Below are 19,797 nucleotides of genomic sequence, written 5' to 3'. Positions count from 1 at the left end.
TTCAAACCGCTCCGTGTGTCGCAAATGTCTCGAGACGCGCCGCCAATTGTTGGTGCAGGGCGCCTTGCTCGAGGATGGTGAGGTGCTGCGCCTGGACGACTTCGCGGGTCAGCGGCCCGCTGCTCAGGCGTTCCCAATGCGGGTCGACGAACTCAGACTGGGCCAGGGTGTCGCTGGCCCACCAGACATGAACCGGGCAGCTTAACCGTGCAGGCTTGAAGCTGGCCAGCAGGTGCTGCGTGTGTTGCTGGTAGCGCAACCGCGTTTGCAGGTGTTCCCAACTGTCGCCATCGAGTTGCAGGCCTTGCTGGCGAGCCCACTGCACCAGTTCCGCCAGGCGTGCCGCGGGGGGCAGGGCGCCCAGTTGCGCGGTCAACGCGGTCATGATGGGCGGCGGCAGCTGACGCATCAGCGTCTGGCTGTCCAGGGTCAGCGCCTGAGAAGCCGACTCCAGCAGCGCTTCGACACTGTCTTCCGGCGCCTGATGCTGGTATTGCGAGTCGATGATGCCGAGAAAGGCCACTTGCTCGCCCTGGCTTTCCAGGCGCGCGGCCGCGGCAATCGCCAGCAGTCCGCCGAGGGAGAAGCCCAGCAGGTGATAGGGGCCGTGGGGTTGCTGTTGGCGCAGGTGCTCGACGTAGAGCGCGGCAAGGCTCTCGATATTGCCGTCCAGCGCGGTGCTGTTCTCGGCCAGGTAGGCCGCCTGCAAACCCCAGAGGTTCCAGGATTGCAGAGGGGCCAGCAGCGTGCGGTAGTCCTGCACATGGCCGGTGGACGGGTGGAAGCAGAACAGATTGGCGGCTTCGACGTTGAGCGCCGACAACCTGACCAGCGGCGAGAGCTTGAGCTCGGCCTGCACCAGCGCGGCAAAGGCCGAGACACTGGGGGCGTTGAACACCGCATTGACCGTCACCGGTGCCGACAACGCGGTCTGCAGGCGACTGGCAAGCGTCACCGCCGCCAGGGAGTGGCCGCCCAGTTCGAAGAAGTCATCGTCGATACCCACCCGCTCCAGGCCCAGCACTTGCGCCCAGACGTCGGCGAGCAAGGCTTCCAGCGGGGTGCGCGGCAGGGCGCTGCCGACCGTGTCGAGCACCTTGTCCGCCCATTGCTGCAACGTCTTGCGGTCGAGCTTGCCGTTACCCATCAGCGGCAGTGCCTCGACAATCCGCAAGGTCGGCAGCATGTAGTCCGGCAGGCAGTCCTGGGCCTGGCCGTGCAGCCGGGCGACGCTGGTCGAATGCCCGGGCACCAGGGTCATGAAGGCGAACAGTTGCTGGCCGAGCTCGCCCCGAGGGATGCATTCCACGGCGGCTTGAGCAACGCCGGGCAGGCGGGTCAATTGCGCCTGTATCTCGTCGAGTTCCACGCGAAAGCCGCGGATTTTCACCTGGCGATCCGCGCGCCCGGTGATTTCCAGGCTGCCGTCATGAAGATAACGGGCCATGTCGCCGGTGCGATACAGGCATTCGCCTGGCCATTGTGGCAGTTCGATAAAGCGGTCGGCGCTTTGTTGTGGGTCCAGATAGCCCCGTGCCAGTTGCGGGCCGCCGATATACAGCTCGGCGCTTTGGCCGGGAGCGGCCAGGGCCTGCTGGTCGTCGAGCAAGTACAGGCGCATGCCGTCGAGACGGTCGCTGAGGGGCAGGCGACGATAGTCCACCGCCGGTTCGACAGCGTGCATCACCACTCCGACCGTGGTTTCGGTAGGGCCGTAATGGTTGAAGATCGTCAGTGCCGGCGCGTGGCTGCGAATGCTCTGCAGCAGGCGCCGCGAGCAGGTTTCACCGCCGAGAATCAGTTGTTTGCGCGGCAGCACCGCAGCGCTTTGGGCATGGATCAACCAGGCATCGAGCAGCGACGGCACGATCTTCAGGTGATCGATCGGGTATTGCATCTGCCACGCAGCCCAGGCCTGGGCGTCCATGGCGGTTTCCTTGTCCAGCAGGTGCAATTCGCCGCCGCTGAGCAATGCCGGGAACAGCAGGGTGTAGCCGAGGTCGGCCGCCAGCGACGTAACCACTGCGCTGCGCTCGCCCGCCATGAGTTTCAGGCGCTGGGAAACGCTGGCGACATAGCTGCCAAGCTGACGGTGTTCAACGATGACGCCTTTGGGCGTGCCGGTGCTGCCCGAGGTGAACAGCACGTAGGCTGCGTCCTGGGGTTGGATGTCGAAGTCCGGTGCGCTCGTCGGCCCTTGTTGCCAGGCGGCTTCATTACGCAGGTCGAGGCTGACGACGGACGGCAGGGCGGGTGCGTTGCCGGCCGCGCCGCTGAGGACGAAGGCCGGTTGCGCCTGCTGCAGGATCGCCAGGGAGCGTTGCGCGGGCTGCTGGGCATCCAGCGGGATGAACGTTGCGCCGCTCTTGAGCACGGCGAGTATGGCCAGCACCATTTGCATCGAGCGATCCAGGTACAACGCCACGCGGTCCTCGCGGCCGACACCCTGTGCGCGCAGGTAATGGGCCAGTTGGTTGCTGCGTGCGTCCAGTTCGGCATAGCTCAAATGACCGTTGTGGTCGCGCAGGGCCAGGTGCCCGGGGAACTGCGCGGCACATGCGCTGATGCGCTCCGGCACGCTGGTAAACACCGGCGGCACGTCGAGTGAGGGCTGCAAGGCGGCCAGCGTCGCCGCGAAGCCCGGCGCCTGCAGCGACAGTTGCGACAGTGGTTTGTCCGGGTTGGCGAGGGCATCGAGCAGCAGCGACTGCAACTGTTCCAGCAGTGTCGTGGCGGCCTGTTCGCTGTAGCGGCTCGGCGGGTGAGACAGGTTCAGGCGATAGTCGCCGCCGATGGTTTCGGCCACCAGCAGCAGTTCCATGCCCGACGGGACAGCTTGGAGGTCCAGCACGGCAAGCGTCGATGCGCTGCTACCGAAGACACCGAGTGGCCCAGGCAGGCGAGCACCCCATTGAAAGCCGTAATGCGAGGCTTCGGCCGTCTGCGCAGTGCTGACGCCGCAATATTCCTGCCATTCGGTGGCGTGTTCGCAGAGCGTCTGCAGATTGGCCAGCGCTTGGGCAAACGAGTGCTCGGAAGCCGCTTCCCAACGCAAGGGCAGGGGCTTGGCGAACAGGCCCCAGCAGTCGGCGAGTTCCTCATAGTCGTCGCGGCAATCGTGGACCCAGTTCAGGGTCAGCGCCGGGCTGTCGCCGCTGCTCAAGCGCTGCAACAGGACGCCCCAGGCGGCCATCAGCACCTGCTCGTGGGAGGCCCCATGACGCTGGCAAAAACGGTCCAGGGCCATGCCCAGCTGTGGCGTGGCGATCAGGCGGGTGGTCACCGGCGTATCGGCGCGATCGCTGCGTACCTGGCGGTAGAGCAATTCGCCGGCCGATTCGTCCAGCGCCTGGGTTGCCCAGAAGCGCCGGCCCTGCTCGGCATCGTCGTCGGTCTGCAATTCGTACAACCAGGCGCTGTACTGGGTGTAGGTCATGGCTTCGTCGTCGAACGCCGGTGCCTCCACCGACGCCAGTGCCTGCACCAGGCGCAGCAAGGTCCCGCGGTCCGCGCTCAGCGCCGGCAGTTGCAGCACGACCCGGTGCCGGTCGGCCTCCATCGATGGCACCTCGACGGTGATCCCATTGGCTGCGGTGACGGTGGATTCAATGACCTGCAACGGCGTCAGCAAGCCCGGCTCCGGCCGCACCCGCAAGCGCAGGGCTTCGTGACAAGCGCTCAACGCGGCGAGCCGTTGTTGCAGGCGCTCCAGCGCCAACTCACCGCGAATTTCCAGTTCCAGCCTTACCGGCGGCAACCCACCCAGCCACTGGCTGCGCTGCTGTGGCGAAAGGGCGAAGGCTTCTTCACGCTTTTCGTAAGCCGTCATGCCAGCACCTCCGCCACCGGCAGCGGCTGCGCTTGGGGCAGATGCCCCGTCAGCTGTTCGCGGCGCATCATCTGGCCCATGGCAACACAAATCTTGCGCTCGCCTTCAAAGGGGTCCCGGGCGTGGGCCACCAGCATGTTGTCGAGCATCACCATGTCACCCTTTTGCCAGGTAAATCGCACGGCGCAGTCCTCGTATGCCGCGCCGATCACGTCCATCACCGCATCTTCGATCACGCTGCCATCGCCGTAGTAGACGTTGCGCGGCAGGTGCTCCGGGCCGAACAGATTGATCAGGTTGCTGCGCACTTCAGGCTCCAGGCAGGCGGTGTGGTGCAGTTGCACCTGGTTGAAGAACGACAGCTCTAAGGTGTCGGGATGCTCGACAATCGCCGGGCAGTGCTGGGCTATACGCAGGTTATCGGCCCCCAGCCATTCCCAACGCATGCCCGATGCCCGGCATTGGCGTTCGACGTCCTCGCGTTGTTCGGTCTTGAAGAAGTCCTGCCAGCGTACGTCCAGCTTGTCGGTGAAGTGGCGTACATAGAGCAGGCCGTGGGTTTTCAGGCGGGTGACGATGTCGTTCGGCAACCGCGCCAGTACCTGCCGGCAATCGACGATGGGTGTGCAGCCGCCTACGGGGGACGGTGTCTCGCAATAGAACCACTGCTTGCGCGGCCATTGCGGCAGGTGCGAGCTCTCGTTGTGGAAGAGAATCATGTGTTGTTCCGGGTACGGCGTGGAATGGTAGATGTTCTTGCCGGAGGTGTTTTTCGGCAGATCGCCGTAAGTCCCATAGAGGTCCGGTTCGATGGCCTGGGCGAACTGTTCGAATGCGGCCGCGTCCGGCAGGTTGAAGCCACGGAACAACAGGCCGCCGTGGGTGCGCAATTGCCCGTTGATCCATTCCCGGGCTTGCAGCGCCCAGTGCACCGGATCCAGGTCGCTCAGCAACGGCTCGATCACCAACGGCAGGGGTTGCCCAGGGATCAGACTGCGGCTGCGCACCTGTTCGTGGGCCAGCTGGCTGACGGCGGTGGCGCGGGTCTGCTTGAGCTTGCTCAGCTTGGAAAGCTTGCGGGCGCTGCGGGCCGTGGCGTCGTCGGCGGGCGAGTCGGGCAGGGCGGGCGCGGTGCTGCCCTGGCCTTCCTCAAGCCGCCAGGACCAGTGGTCCAGTGCCGGCCCGGAAGCTGAGGCAAGCTGCTCGACCAGGCTTTCGAAGCCTTGCTCGAAACGCTGGACGGTCGCTTCCTGCAATACGCTGGTGCGGTACACCCAGCGTACGTTCAGGCCTTGTTCTTCGTCTTCCTCGACAAACACCGCCAGGTCGAACTTGCTGCTCTCCTGGCGCGATACCAGGTGTTCCACCTCAAGGTCCGACAGGTTGGCATTGCCGCTTGGCGTGTTCTGCATGACGAACAGCACCTGGACCAGCGGGTTCACCCCCGGCGTGCGCGGCGGTTGCAATTCTTCCACCAGCTTGTCGAATGGCACTTGCTGATGCTGGAAGGCCGACAGGCAATCTTCACGCAAGCGTTGCAGGCGAGCGTCGAAGGTGTCGCCTTCGCTCAGTCGCGCGCGGATCGGCAGCACGTTGACGAAGAACCCGATCAGGTGTTCCAGGGCCGGGTGTTCGCGGTTGGCCAGGTCGGTGCCGACGATGAAATCGCTGGCCCCGGTGGCGCGCTGCATCAGGCTGTTGAAAGCATTGAGCAGGACCATGAACAGCGTCGCTCGTTGCTTTTGCGCGTACGCCTTGAGCACCCGGGTCTGGGCCGGGCTGAACCGTTGCTCCAGGGCCGCGCCCTGGTAATCGGGACGTGCCGGGCGTGGGCAATCAAGCGGCAGCGGGATCAGCGTCGGTGCGCCGTGCAGTTGCCGGCGCCAGTAGTCGATGGCCCGGGCCAACAGGCGCTGCTGCGCTTCGCTGCGTTGCCAGTAGGCATAGTCGGCGTACTGGATCGGCAGCACCGGCAGCACCGGCAGCACCGGCAGCACCGGCAGGGCCGGCGTCGAACCGCTGGTGTACGCCTGATAGCCGACGATCAGTTCCTGGACGAGGATGCCCATGGACCAGGCGTCCGTGGCGATGTGATGCAGCACCAATTGCAGCACATGATCGTCCGTGCCCAGGCGCAGCAGGTTGGCGCGCAGCATCGGCGCCTGTTGCAAGTCGAATGGAGTGCCGGCCTGCTCGTCGATCAGGCGTTGCATTGTGCTTGCCTGCGCCTCGCCGGCCAGTTGACCCAACTCGGTCGGCGTGAGGTCGACCCGCGGTGCCGGGCTGATCACCTGGCAGGGCTGGTCACCGTTGAGGTGGAAGGCAGTGCGCAACGACTCGTGGCGCTCCAGTACGGTCTGCAATGCCGCTTGCAACGCCGGAATATCCAGTGTCCCGCGCAACCTCACCACCGTACTCATGTTGTAGGCGGCACTCGGGCCTTCGAAGCGATCGAGGAACCACAAGCGCTGCTGGGCGTAGGACAACGGCAGTGGCTGGTGACGTGGCGCCAGGGCGATTTCGTTGTCGCCCTCGGCCGCGACCTGGGTGTCGCGCTGCTGATCGACCGCTGCGGCCAGTTGCTCCAGGGTGCCGCGTTCGAACAGCGTGCGCAGCGGCAGGCTGACGTTCAGGCGCCGACGGATCCGCGACAACACTTGGGTAGCCAGCAGCGAGTGGCCGCCGATGGCGAAGAAGTCATCGTGCACGCCGACGCTGTCCAGGCCGAGGATCTCCTGCCAGAGTTCTGCCAGGACCTGCTCGGTGGCGGTGCGCGGTGCCACGCACAGCTCATCGGTGGTCTCGGTCTGAGGCACGCCTTTGGCGGCGAGGGCTCGGCGGTCGACCTTGCCGTTGGCGTTCAACGGCAATTGTTCCAGCGCCAGCCAGCGGGCCGGGACCATATAGTGCGCCAGTTGCGTGCCCAGGTAAGCGCTCAGCAGCTGTTGCGCGGATTCGCCGCCCAGGTCGGCAGTGCTGTCGAGCACGTACCAGGCGACCAGTTGCAAGGCACCCCGGGCATCGGGCAGCGCCAGGACGGCGGCGCTGTCCACCGCCGGATGCTGCATCAGGCGGTTTTCGATCTCGCCCAGTTCGATACGGTGACCACGGATCTTCACTTGCTGGTCGCGACGGCCGAGGTACTCGATCACGCCATCGGCGCGCATCCGGCCGATGTCGCCGCTGCGGTACAGGCGTGTATCCGCCTGGAACGGGTGCGGGACAAAGGCTTCTTGGGTGCGCTGCGGGTCACGCAGGTAACCGCGACCCACACCGACGCCGCCGATGCACAACTCACCGGGAACGCCGAGGGGCACCATGCGCAGCGCCGAATCCAGCACGAACACCTGGTTGTTGGCGGTGGGTTTGCCGATGGGCATGTGCAGGCAGTCGTCGGTCGGCGCCTCGGTAATCGGGTGGAAGGCGACGTCGTCCGAGCATTCCGCCGGGCCGTAGGCGTTCATCAAAGGGATGGCCGGGAAGCGCGCGAACCAATCCCGGGCCAGAGCCGGTGGCAACGCCTCGCCGGTGGGCAGCAACCAGCGCAAACTCGCCAGGTCGTGATGCGCCTGACTCTCCTGGAGCATGCCCCGGATCAGCGCCGGCACGGTTTCCAGCAGCGTCAGCCCGTGTTCCTGGACGGCGTCGAGCAGGGCCACCGGGTCGTGGGCCTGGGCATCGGGAAGGATATGCACGGTGGCGCCGAACAATGGTGCGGCGAGGAACTGCCACACGCTGATGTCGAACGCCGCGGACGCCGTTTGGGCAATCCGGTCGTGCTCGCCCAGGCCCAGGCTCGGCACCTTGCCGAACATGTTGTTGAGCATCCCTCGTTGTTCGACCATGACCCCTTTCGGCGTGCCGGTGGAGCCCGAAGTGAAGATCACGTAGGCCAGTTGGTCAGGGTTGTGCGAATACGTAACCGGTGCTCGTTCGCCGCCTTGCCAGAGCGCTTGGGCGATCAGGCAGGTGGGTTGCCGGTTCATCTGCGGCAGGACGTTGTCCAGCGTCGCTGTCGCGTGCTCGCAGACCAGCAGCAGCGGCGCTTCGCCGAGGTTCAGCAGTTCCGCCAGGCGGGCGGGCGGTTGCTGGATGTCCAGGGCCTGGAACGCGGCGCCGACCTTGAGCGTGGCGATCATCATCGTCAGCAAGGCCAGGCCACGCTCGGCAAACAGCGCCACCAGGGTTTCAGGACCGGCGCCGGACGCTTGCAGCGAGTGGGCGATGGCGTTGGCGCGGCGATCCAGTTCGGCGTAGGTCAGCGATTGGCCCTGGCAGACCGCGGCGAGGTGTTGCGCACGGCGCTGCACCTGATCGGCGAACAGCGCCGCGTAGCCGCGCTCCAGCGGGAAGTCCACGGCGCTGCGGTTGCACTCGATCTGCAGCTGCTGGCGCTCCGCTTCGGGGAGCATGTGCAGGCTGCCCAGGGGCGCTTGCGGCTGATCGAGCATGCTCGACAGCAGTTGCACCAGATGACCGAGCATGCGCTGCACGGTGTCGGTGCTGAAGCGCTGGCTGTCATAGGACAGGCGAATGCCCAGGCGGTCGCCGGGGTACAGCACCACCGTCATCGGGAAGTTGGTATGCACCCGGTCTTCGTAGATGTCGATGCTGAAGGCATCCAGTTGCACGCTGCTGATGTCCAGTGGGGCATTTTCGAACACCACCAGGCTGTCGAACAACTGCTGGCCGCGGGGGACTTCGCTGCAACGCTGGATGTCCACCAGTGATGCGCTTTCGTGCTCGCGCAATTGCGCGTTGTGCGACAGCAGCGCTTGCAGCCAGTCGGCGACCGGCGCTTGTGGGTCGACATCGACCCGCAGCGGCAGGCTGTTGATGAACAGCCCGACCATTTCCTCCACACCGGCCAGATCGGTCGGGCGACCGGCCACGGTGACGCCGAACAGCACGTCGCGGTTGCCACTGTAGCGCGACAGCAACAATGCCCAGGCGCCCTGGATCCAGGTGTTGGGGGTCAGTTGGTATTGCTGGCACAACTGCTGCAAACGCTGGGTCTGGGCGATGCTCAGGGTCTGGTCGAAATCGCCGACCTGCTCCGGCGCCTGCTCGGGGCGGGCCACGGGGCTGTCCACGTGCAGCGGCGTCGGCTCGCTGAAACCGGCCATTTCCGCTTGCCAGAAGGCGTGCGCGGCGGCCATGTCATGGCGCTCCAGCCAGCTCATGTAGCCTCGGAACGAACGCAGGCGCGGACGGGCCACGGGCTCCTGGCGCACGAGGGCCTGGTAGATCGCCAGCAGGTCTTCCATCAACAAACCGAAGCACCAGGCATCGGTGAGGATATGGTGGAAGCTGCGCACCACAGCGAAGCGGCGCTCATCGAGTTGGAACACCCGCAGATGGGTCAGCGGCGCGCAGGCCATGTCGAAGCCTTGCAGGCGTTGCGCTTCCAGGGCCTGGTCCATCGCCAGGCGCTGCTGCTCTTCATCGAGATGGCGCAGGTCCTGCCAGTCGAAAGCCCGATGGGTTTGCCGGTAGACGCATTGCAGCGGCTCATGGTCTTCCTGCCACCAGAACGCGGTGCGCATCATCGGGTGCCGTTGCAGGAACAACTGCCAGGCCGCTTCCATCGCCGGGCGCTGCAACACGCCGTCCCAGCTGTAGCGTTGCTGCATCAGGTAGATGCCGCTGTGGGGTTGCAGCAGGGTATGCAGGAGCATGCCCTGTTGCATCGACGACAACGGGTAGACGTCTTCGATGTTCAACCAGTCCAGAGGCTCGGCCGCCAGGGTCGCCGCTTGCTTGTGGCACAGCGGGAAAGCCTGGCTGGCGGGGCGCAGGTCGGTGGCGGTATGTAATCCGGCGAGTTCGCTCAAGCGTTGCATGAGCCGCGGCGCCCAGCTGGCGGCGAGGGCGCCCTGGCTGCGCAGGTGCAGGCAATCGTCCTGCCACCAGGCGTCGAGGGTCAGCGGACAGGTCGACGCTGTCGACGGGTTCGCCGCTTCGACCTGGGCGAGGATGCCGTGTGCTTCGCGATGGCTGTCGAGGTTGCTCAGCCAGCGAATGGTGACCGCTGCCGCCGGCAGATCGCGCAGGGGCTCTTGCAGGTAAGTGTTGTCCGACAGGTAACGCAATGCGCCGTAATCAACGCCGTGTTGCGGGTAGGCGCGCATCTGCGCGACCAAGGCCTGCACCCGTTGCAGCAAGCTGTCGCCTTCGGTCTGGAGGAAGTACGGCACGGCCAGATCCAGCGGGCCGAGGATGCGTGCCGGTTCGAGGTCGGCCACGGCGATGGGCGCATCGACAGGCAAGCGCTCGGCGGCGGGGCGGGTGCCTTGAACGCTCAGTGCAATCATGCCGTCGCCGCCCAGCTCACGGCATTGTTCGACCACGGCGGCGGCCAGCAGGTTGTTCCAGTCCAGCTGCAGCACCTCGGCAACGCGCTTGAGTTCGCTGGAGGTGGTGGCTGGCAGAGTTTGCTCGATCACGCTGCTGGGTTGCTCGCTTTCCGGCAGTTGCAGCGGCTCCAGGCCGGCGTACTGCAGCCAGTGCTCCCAGGCATCGTCCAGGGCATCGCTTTGGGCGTGTGCCTGCTGGTGTCGCGTCCACTGGCTGAAATCGCCACCTGTATAGGACAGGCGCACCGGCCGGTGATACATCAGTTGCGCCAACGCCAGGTTGAGGTCGGTGAGCAGCAGCGACCAAGATGCCTCGTCCACGCACAGGGGGTGAGCGGCCAGCAGCAGGGACGGCTTGCCAGCCACGTCCAGCAGGCAGGCATGCAAGGTCTGGCCGGCGTCCAGTTCAAGCGCGTCGACACCGGCCTGGGCCAGGGCCTGCAAGTGCAGTGGGTCGCACACGGCCAGTTTCTCGTGGCTGATCATCGGTGCCTTGGCCGAGCCCAGTACCCGTTGCTGCCATTGCTCCTCGGGCAACGCTTTCAGTGCCAGACGCAGGGCCTGGTGATGGTGTTGCAAGGCGCTGATCGCCTGGCCCAGCAGGTTGCTGTCGATGGTTTGGGCCAGCGCCACGCAGCGCCAGGTGGCCTCGAGTGGGCCTTGTTGCAGGCGTGCCCGTTGGCCCGCGCCCAGTGGCAATTCGTAGCCATCGGCAAGGTTTTCCGCCACGCCCTGGCTGGCATCGGCCCCCAGCACCCGGGCGATATCCGCGATGGTGCGGTTCTCGAACAACTGCCGAGGCGTGAGCTTCAGTCCCTGCTGGTTGGCGCGGGCGATGATCTGCAAGTTGATGATCGAGTCCCCCCCCAGCGCGAAGAAGTTGTCGTGCACGCCCACCCGTTCAAGCTTGAGGACGTCCTGCCAGATGTCGGCCAGCAGCGCTTCGACTTCGTTGCGCGGGGCGACGTGGCTGGCGCTGTCGTCGGCGGGTTTTTGCGGCATCGGCAAGCGCTGCACGTCGACTTTGCCATTGCGGGTGAGGGGCAGTTCGTCGAGGGTGATGAAGTGCGCCGGCACCATGTAGTCCGGTACGCGGGCACTGAGGTCGTTACGCAGTTTGGCGGGTGAGATCGATTGGCTGGCGACCAGCCAGGCCACCAGCCGCGGGCTGCCGTCCAGTTCGACGACGCGCACCAGTGCCTGCTCGATCAGCGGCGACAGGCGCTTGATCTGCGCCTCGACTTCGCCCAGCTCCAGGCGGTTGCCACGGATCTTCACCTGGCTGTCGACGCGGCTAAGGAACGCGATTTGACCGTCGACTTGCCAGCGCACGCGGTCGCCGGTGCGGTACCAGCGCTGTTCGTTCGCGTCGAGATGGAAGCGTTCGGCGGTGAGGTCGTCCCGGTGCAGGTAACCCCGGGCCAGGGCGCCACTGATCAGCAGTTCGCCGGACACGCCGATGGCCGCCAGGCGACCGTTGCTGTCGACCACCCGCAGTTGACGGTTCGGCAACGGCCGGCCGAGGGCGATGCTGCGCAGGCCCGCCGGTAGCTCGGTCGCGATGGCGCCGACGGTCGCTTCACTCGGACCATAGTGGTTGAACACCTTCAAGTCCGGTGCCAGGCGGTTCACCTGTTCCAGCAGCGCCGGGCTGAGGGCGTCGCCGCCGAACACCAGCAGCGCGCGGGGCAGCAGACGGGCATCGGGCAGTGCCTGCAACAGGCCGGCGAGGTGGCTTGGGGTGATTTTCAGCACATCCACCGGATGCTGGTCGAAGAGTTCGGCCAGTGCCAGTGGGCTGAAACCGCTGTCTTCATCCACCAGCAACAGGCTGGCGCCGCTGCACAGCGCACCGAACAGTTGGGTATGGCCGAGGTCGGCGGCGATACTCGACAGCAAGCCGTAGCGGGCGGCCGCGGGCGGGTTGAGCACGGCTTGCACCGCCGTCAGGTAGTCGACGATGGACCGGTGCTCGACCACCACACCCTTGGGCGTGCCGGTGGAGCCCGAGGTGTAGATCACGTAGGCGGCATCGGTCGGGCTGTGGGCCACGGCGGGTGGCATGTCTGGCTGGGCGGCGATGGCCTGGGCCTGTTCGGTCAGCCACAGCGTCGGCGTGTGCTCGGCCAGACCCTTGAGCAGCGGTGAAGGGCTGGCGCCGATCAACAGCGCGGCGCGGCTGTCTACCAGCACGTCAGCCAGGCGCCCGGCGGGCTGCTTGATGTCCAGCGGCAGATACGCCGCGCCGGCCTTGAGGGTGGCGAGCAGGGCAATGACGAAATCGGCACTGCGCTCCATGGCCAGGGCAACCACGCTGTCGTGGCCGATGCCTTGGGCGCGCAGGTATTGGCTGAGGCGGTTGGCCTGTTGATCGAGTTCACGGTAGGTCAGTGCCACCTGGCGATCGCGTACCGCCAGTTGTTCGGGGTATGCGGCTACCTGCTGTTCGAAACGCTGGTGCAGGCAGTCCTGGGATACCGGCAGTTGCGCGCCGAGCCCTTGTACCAACAACTGCTGGCGTTCTTCCAGGCTTAGCCACTCGAGTTCGTTGACCCGGCACTGGGCTTGCGCCGTCATCGCCAGCAGAATCGCGCGCAACTGTGCGGACAACACCGCGACCTCGGCGTCGCTGAAGCGGCTGCGGTCGTAGCTGATCAGGTAGTGCAACTGTTTGTCCGGCATCACGATCAGCGACAGCGGGAAGTGGTTGCGACCCTGGGTCAGGGTGATGCCGTCGGCCCGCTGCTCGCTGGCCGGGGCGCTGAAGCTCAAGCCGCCGGTGTCCTGGTTCAGCGCATCGGTGACCGGGAAGTTTTCGAACACCAGGATCGAATCGAACAGCGCCTGTTCGGCGGCGATGCGCGTCATCGCCTTGAGTTTGCCCAGGGGCAGGTAGGCGTGGTGGCGCAGGTCGCTGTTGGCGTGCTGCAACTGCTGCAGCCAGTCCACCAGCGCCGGGCTGTCGGCCCACTGCACCCGCAGCGGCAGGGTATTGATGAACAGGCCGACGGTGCTGTCGACCGCGGCCAGGTTCTCCGGGCGGCCGGCGACGGTGACGCCGTATACCACGTCGTCACGCCCGGCGTGTTGGCCCAGCAGCAACGCCCAGGCGCCCTGGATCAAGGTATTGATGGTCAGGTCGTGGCGACGGGCGAACTGTGACAGCTGCTCGGTTTCGCTGTCGTCCAGCAGGCTTTCCCGCTCGGCGAAAGGTGCCCCTGCAGGCGCGGCCTCGCGCACGGCAAAGTTGGGCAGCGGGGTCGGTTCGCTCAGGTCCTGCAACTGCTCGCGCCAGAAGCCTTCGGTAGCCGCCATGTCCTGCTCCGCCAACCAGGCGATGTAGTCGCGGTAGGCGCGGGTCGGTGGCAAGTGGGCGGGTCGGCCATGGGCTTGCTCGTAGTAGAGCGCCAGCCATTCCTGCACCGCGATGCCGACGCTCCAGCCGTCCATGAGGATGTGATGGAAGGTCCAGATCAGGTGCCAGCGCTCGGGGGCCAGGCGCACCAGGCAGACGCGCATCAGTGGCGATTCATTCAGCTCCAGGGGTTGCGCCCGTTGCTCCAGGCCCAATTGTTCCAGGGCTGCCTGTGGGTCGGCGCGGTCTTGCCAGTCCAGTTCAGTCAGGGGCAGGTCGACGTCCTGCTGCACCACCTGATAGGCGTCGTCCAGCTCTTCCCAGAGAAATGCGCTGCGCAGCACGGCGTGGCGCTGCATCAGCGCCTGCCAGGCACCGCGAAAGGCGTTGAGTTGCAGCGGGCCGTTCATTTCCAGGCTCAATTGCTGGTAGTACACCCGCGAATCCGGTTCAAAGACACTGTGAAACAACAGGCCGTGCTGGGTCGGCGAAAGGGAGTAGATGTCTTCGATGTTGTTCATGCTGGCTTGGTCCATTTCAAAGGCTTGAAAACAGTGGGTGTCGGGCTGGCGCCGCGGTGGTCAGGCAGTGACCCCGCGGCGGCTGCGCCACTCACTGGCTTTGGGAGTTCGGTTTGGTCTTGAGCTTGCCCAGCAGTTTGTCCAGGGACTTCTGGTTCAGCGCCTTGGCGAGCGGGAAGTCCGAGGGCATCAGCGCGCCGGCCTGCGGATCGAGGCAGTGCTCGACCAGCGCTTGCAGGTGCTCCAACAGGCGAGCGGGCAAGCGGCTGTCGGCCTCCGGCGTGACGCTGTGCCATTCGACACGCAACACGCCGTCCTCCAGCCACGCCACCACTTCGCGAGCATGGGTCACCCGGTTGGCCGGCGACACGTCCGCCGGTGGGGTCAGGCTGCTGGCGCGCAACCAGCCCTCGGGCGTCTGCTCATGTCCGAGGTAGTTGAACAGCACATCGCCATGACTGGCCGGCAGTTCACCCCGTTGACGCAGCAAGCCGTAGCCAAGGCCCTGGCCCGGCACTGCACGCAAGGCTTCCTTGGCGTTGCGCACCTGGTCGCCACGGGCACCGCTGGCGCTGACGCGCAACGGGAACAGCGTGGTGAACCAGCCGACCGTGCGGCTGAAGTCCAGACCATCGAAAGGCGCATCGCGGCCATGACGCTCCAAGTCCACGACGATGTCGCTGCGACCTTCGGTTTCCGCCAGGGTCGCGGCGAGGGCGGCGATCAGCAGTTCTTCCGGTTGCGTGCGGTACGCTGCGTGGGACTCGGTCAGCCATTGGTGGGTGCGGGTGGCTTCCCAACGGGCCGACAGGGTCCGGCGCTCGGCCACCGTGGCGACCGGCGACCGGTTCGCACTGGCCTGGGCGTTCCAGTAGCGCTGTTCGCCCGCGACCTTGGCGGCATGGGCGTGCAGGTGCTCGGCCCATTGGCGGTAGGACGTGGTTTTCGCCGGCAAGGTGGGTTGTTCGCTGCGCTCCAGTCCTGAGTACAACTGTTGGAAATCCTCCAGCAGCGGCGTCCAGGACACCGCATCCACCACCAGGTGATGAGCCACCAGATACAGCCGCTGTGGTTCACCTTCCAGCAGGGCCGCGGCAAACAGTGGGCCGTGTTGCAGGTCCAGGCTTTGCGCGACCTGTAGCAGTTGATCCGGGTGCTCGCAGCAGGTCAGTTGCGCAGGCGCTACGGGAGCGATCTGCGCTTGCCATTGGCCGTCGACCTCGGCGAAGCGCAGGCGCAAAGCGTCGTGGTGAGCGACCAGCCGATCCAGGGTGGCCTGTACCAGAGGCAGTTGCAGACGCCGGTCGCTGTCGGCCAGCACGGACTGGTTCCAGTGCGTGGCCTGGGGTTGTTGCTGATCGAAGAACCACTGGTGCAACGGCATCAATGGCATCGCACCGGTCACTTCGCCCTGTTCGGCCTGGGTCAGCAGGGCCGTGGTCACCAGGGCCAGCGCCGCCGGGGTGGGCGAGCGGAACAGGTCCCGTGGCGTCAGCGAGTAGCCGTGTTCGCGCAGGCGTGAGATCAGCTTCAGGCCGAGAATCGAATCACCGCCCAAGGCGAAGAAGCTGTCGCTGGTGCCGACCTCGCGGCCGCCGGTCAGACTTTCGCCGAGCAGCTCGCCGAACAACTGGCACAACAGGCTTTCCAGCGCGTTGCGCGGCGCGGCGTAGTCTTTCCGGGTTTGCGGCAAGGGCAGGGCCGCCAGGGCCTTGCGGTCGATCTTGCCGTTGCTGTTGAGCGGCAGCGTCGGGACGTGGACCCACACCGCCGGCACCATGTAGGCCGGCAACTCGGCGGCGAGCAGGGTGTCGAGGCCCGATTGCGCCGCGCTGCTGCTGTAGAACGCCACCAGCCGGTTATCGATGACCAGGGTGCAGGCCCCGGTGATGGCCGGCAGGTTCAGCACCGCGGCGTCGATCTCACCGAGTTCGATACGCTGGCCGCGCAGCTTCACCTGGTGATCCAGACGTCCGAGGTATTCGATGTTGCCATCGGCCAGGAAACGGCAGCGGTCGCCGGTGCGGTACAGGCGATCACCGTCGATGAACGGGCTGGCGAGGAAGCGTTCCTCGGTCAGGTCCGGACGCTTGAGGTAACCGCGAGCGACGCCGACACCGCCGATGTACAGCTCACCGATGCTGCCGATGGGCAGCGGTTGCATGTTCTCGTCGAGGATATACAGGCGCAGGTTGGCGATGGGTTTGCCGATGGGCACGATTACGTCGTCCACCGAGCAGCGCCAGACCGACACGTCGATGGCCGCTTCGGTCGGGCCGTACAGGTTGACCAGTGCCGCCGGGTGTTGGCCCATGAAACGCCGCACCAGATCCACCGGCAGCGCTTCGCCGCTGGCAAACACCTGGCGCAGGCTGCGGCAGTCGACCAGGCTCGGCTCCTCGACAAAGGCGCGGAGCATCGACGGTACGAAGTGCAACGTCGTGACCTGTTCCTGCTGGATCAGTTGGCTGAGGTATGCCGGATCGCGATGACCATCCGGACGGGCCACCACCAGGGTGGCGCCGGTGATCAGCGGCCAGAAGAACTCCCACACCGAGACGTCGAAGCTGTACGGGGTTTTCTGCAGCACGCGGTCGTTCGGACCAATCGGGAACGCGTCCTGCATCCAGTACAGGCGGTTCATCAAGGCGCCGTGTTCGTTCATCACGCCTTTCGGTTGGCCGGTGGAGCCGGAGGTGTAGAGCACGTAGGCCAGGTCGCTGGCCGCGACGCTGATCGGGTCGAACGCCGGAGCCTGGGGCAGGGTGTCGAGGGTCCAGGCCTGATGGCCGGTTGGCAGGCGCGACAACCACTGCGCCTGGGTCAAGGTGACCTTGGCGTCAGCGTCTTCGATCAGGAAGGCCAGGCGCCCGGCGGGCAGTTCCGGATCCAGCGGCAGCCAGGCGGCGCCGGCATGGACGATACCGAGCAGGGCGACGACCATGTCTACCGAGCGTTCCATGCACACCGGCACGATGTCATCGGTGCCGATGCCGGCCGCACGCAGGGCCCGGGCAACGGCTTGCGCCCGTTGATCCAGCTCGGCGTAGCTCAGGCGCTGACCTTCGAACACCAGCGCCGGGGCGTTGGGGCTGAGGGCGGCTTGTTGGCTCAGGGCGGTGTGCAGGTTGGTCGGGCCGCTGTAGTGACGCTCGGTGGCGTTCCAGCGGTCCAGTTGCTGCTGATCCTGCTGCTGCGGGAACAGCTCGATCAGCGTTCGCCCAGGCGCCGCCACCAACGCATCCAGCAGCGCACACCACTGCGCGCTCCAGCGTTGCATCGTCGACTCGTCGAACAGCGCCGCTTGGTATTCCAGCGCCAGGGTCATGTCGTTGCCGTCATCCTGGACTTCCCAGCTCTGTTCGAACTTGGCGTCGATCACCGGCAGCGTCTGCTCTTCGACCTCCAGTCCCGGCCATTGGCTGCTGTCCACGCGGCCATAGTTAAGGGAGAACAGCACCTGGAACAGCGGCGTGCGGTTCAGGTCGCGGTGTTGGGCGACGGCGCCGACCAGGGTGGCGAAGGGCAGGTCCGCGTGGGCCTGGGCCGCACGCAGATCGGCTTCGAGATTGGCGAGCAATTGCTCGGCCGGGGCCCGCTGGTCGACTTCGCTGCGGATCACCAGGGTGTTGACCAGGCAGGCCAGCAACGTCTGGGATTGCGGCTGATCGCGCTGGTCCGCCGGGGTGCCGAGACGAATCTCGCGCTGGCCGCTGTGACGCGCCAGCAGTGCGCTCAGGGCCGAGGCCAGCACCACGTAAGTGGTGGTGCCGCGCTGGCGGGCGAACTGGCGGATCGATTCGGCGCGCTGGGCACCGAGGTTGACGATCAGTTGCCGGGCTCGACGATCGGCTTCGGCGCCCCGTGGATGGTCGATAGGCAGGTCGAGCTGGTAGTCGTCCTGGCCCAGGTGTTTTTTCCAGTACTCCAGGCTGTCATTGCGTCGGGCCTGGGTGTCCGGGTGCTGTTGCCACAGGGCGAAGTCGACATAGTCGATCTTCAGCGGCGCCCAGCCCGGCGATTGCCCTTCGAGGCCGGCGGCGTAGGCCTGGGTCAGCTCATCGATGAGCAATTGCATGGCCCAGCCGTCGGTGGCGCTGTGGTGCAGGCACACCAGTAACAGGTTTTCGTCACTGCCCTGGCGTTGCAGCAGGTGCGCACGCCAAGGTGCGGCGGCAGCCAGGTCGAACGGCGCCATCAACTCGGCTTGGGCCGTGGCGCAGGTCGTGGTCCAATCCTGTGTGGCAACGGCAGTGACCGCGAGCGCCGGCCCGTGATCGTCGATCAGCAGTTGCGGTTCGCCCTGGACTTCGACAATCCGGCTGCGCAGCACCAGGTGGCGTTGGCTGACCTGCTCGAAGGCTTCACGCAAGACGCGGACCTGCAGCTCGCCGCGCAACGTCAGGGCGAACGGCATGTGGTACTCACGAGAATCCGGCACCAGGCGACTGAGCATCCAGAAGCGCTTCTGTGCCAGCCCCAAGGGCAGTGCCGCCGGACGCGGCTGCGCGGTGATCGATTCGTCCGCTGTCGCCGCGTGTACGTAATCGGCCAGGGCCGCGACCGTCGGGTGTTCGAACACCAGCGCCAACGGCAGGGAAACCCCCAGGCGTTCACGGACGCGGCTGACCAGTCGGGTCGCCAACAGGGAATGGCCGCCGAGCTGGAAGAAGTGATCTTCGATGCCAACCGACGCGCAGTCCAGCACTTCGCTGAACAACTCGCAGAGCGCGCTTTGCGTGGCAGTGCGCGGCGCGGTGTACGGCCGGTCGCTGTGGTGTTCCGGCAGCGGGGTGGCGGCCAGGGCCTTGCGGTCGAGTTTGCCGTTGCTGTTCAGAGGCAGGCTGTCGAGCTGGACGAAGAAGCTCGGCAGCATGTGCGAGGGCAGGCTGTCGCTCAATGCGCTGCGAATGGCAGCCTCGTCGGCGTCACCGCACCAGAAGCTCACCAAGCGTTGGTCCAGCAGCAGGGTCGCAGCGTCGCGAACGCAGCTTTGCGCCAGCAGCTCAGCGTCGATTTCGCCAAGTTCGATACGCTGGCCGCGCAGTTTCACCTGATGATCGAGACGCCCGAGGTATTCGATGTTGCCATCGGCCAGGAAGCGGCAGCGGTCGCCGGTACGGTAGAGGCGATCACCGTCGACGAACGGGCTGGCGAGGAAGCGTTCCTCGGTCAGGTCCGGACGCTTGAGGTAACCGCGAGCGACGCCGACACCGCCGATGTACAGCTCACCGATGCTGCCGATGGGCAGCGGTTGCATGTTCTCGTCGAGGATGTACAGGCGCAGGTTGGCGATGGGTTTGCCGATGGGCACGATTACGTCGTCCACCGAGCAGCGCCAGACCGACACGTCGATGGCCGCTTCGGTCGGGCCGTACAGGTTGACCAGTGCCGCCGGGTGTTGGCCCATGAAACGCCGCACCAGATCCACCGGCAGCGCTTCGCCGCTGGCAAACACCTGGCGCAGGCTGCGGCAGTCGACCAGGCTCGGCTCCTCGACAAAGGCGCGGAGCATCGACGGTACGAAGTGCAACGTCGTGACCTGTTCCTGCTGGATCAGTTGGCTGAGGTATGCCGGATCGCGATGACCATCCGGACGGGCCACCACCAGGGTGGCGCCGGTGATCAGCGGCCAGAAGAACTCCCACACCGAGACGTCGAAGCTGTACGGGGTTTTCTGCAGCACGCGGTCGTTCGGACCAATCGGGAACGCGTCCTGCATCCAGTACAGGCGGT

General features: G+C 65.9%; 3 protein-coding genes. All 3 read right to left on the bottom strand.

Features of this window, described 5'->3' with window-relative positions; translation table 11 throughout:
- Position 1 precedes the first annotated feature (1 nt).
- Positions 2 to 3,829 carry a non-ribosomal peptide synthetase gene (locus tag AD665_RS22050; RefSeq protein ID WP_053193707.1) on the bottom strand — a complete coding sequence of 1,276 codons (3,828 nt, stop codon included), beginning with the start codon at positions 3,827 to 3,829 and terminating at the stop codon, positions 2 to 4.
- Entirely contained in the window at positions 3,826 to 14,061 is a 10,236-nt protein-coding gene (locus AD665_RS22045) for a non-ribosomal peptide synthetase (protein ID WP_053193855.1), read from the bottom strand. The genes AD665_RS22050 and AD665_RS22045 overlap by 4 nt, the downstream gene beginning before the upstream one ends.
- Before the next feature lie 91 nt (positions 14,062 to 14,152).
- Positions 14,153 to 19,797 (bottom strand): non-ribosomal peptide synthetase (locus AD665_RS22040; RefSeq protein ID WP_155514793.1); only part of this gene is annotated, 5,645 nt, incomplete at its 5' end.

The organism is Pseudomonas corrugata, assembly GCF_001269905.1.
GTDB classification, from domain to species: Bacteria; Pseudomonadota; Gammaproteobacteria; order Pseudomonadales; family Pseudomonadaceae; genus Aquipseudomonas; species Aquipseudomonas corrugata.
The sequence above is the reverse complement of the archived record's forward strand: the minus strand, read 5'-3'. Positions and strand labels throughout refer to the sequence as shown.

Coding starts and splice junctions, on each gene's coding strand:
- AD665_RS22045 (WP_053193855.1), bottom strand. CDS start 14,061: ATGAACAACATCGAAGACATCTACTCCCTTTCGCCGACCCAGCACGGC.
- AD665_RS22050 (WP_053193707.1), bottom strand. CDS start 3,829: ATGACGGCTTACGAAAAGCGTGAAGAAGCCTTCGCCCTTTCGCCACAG.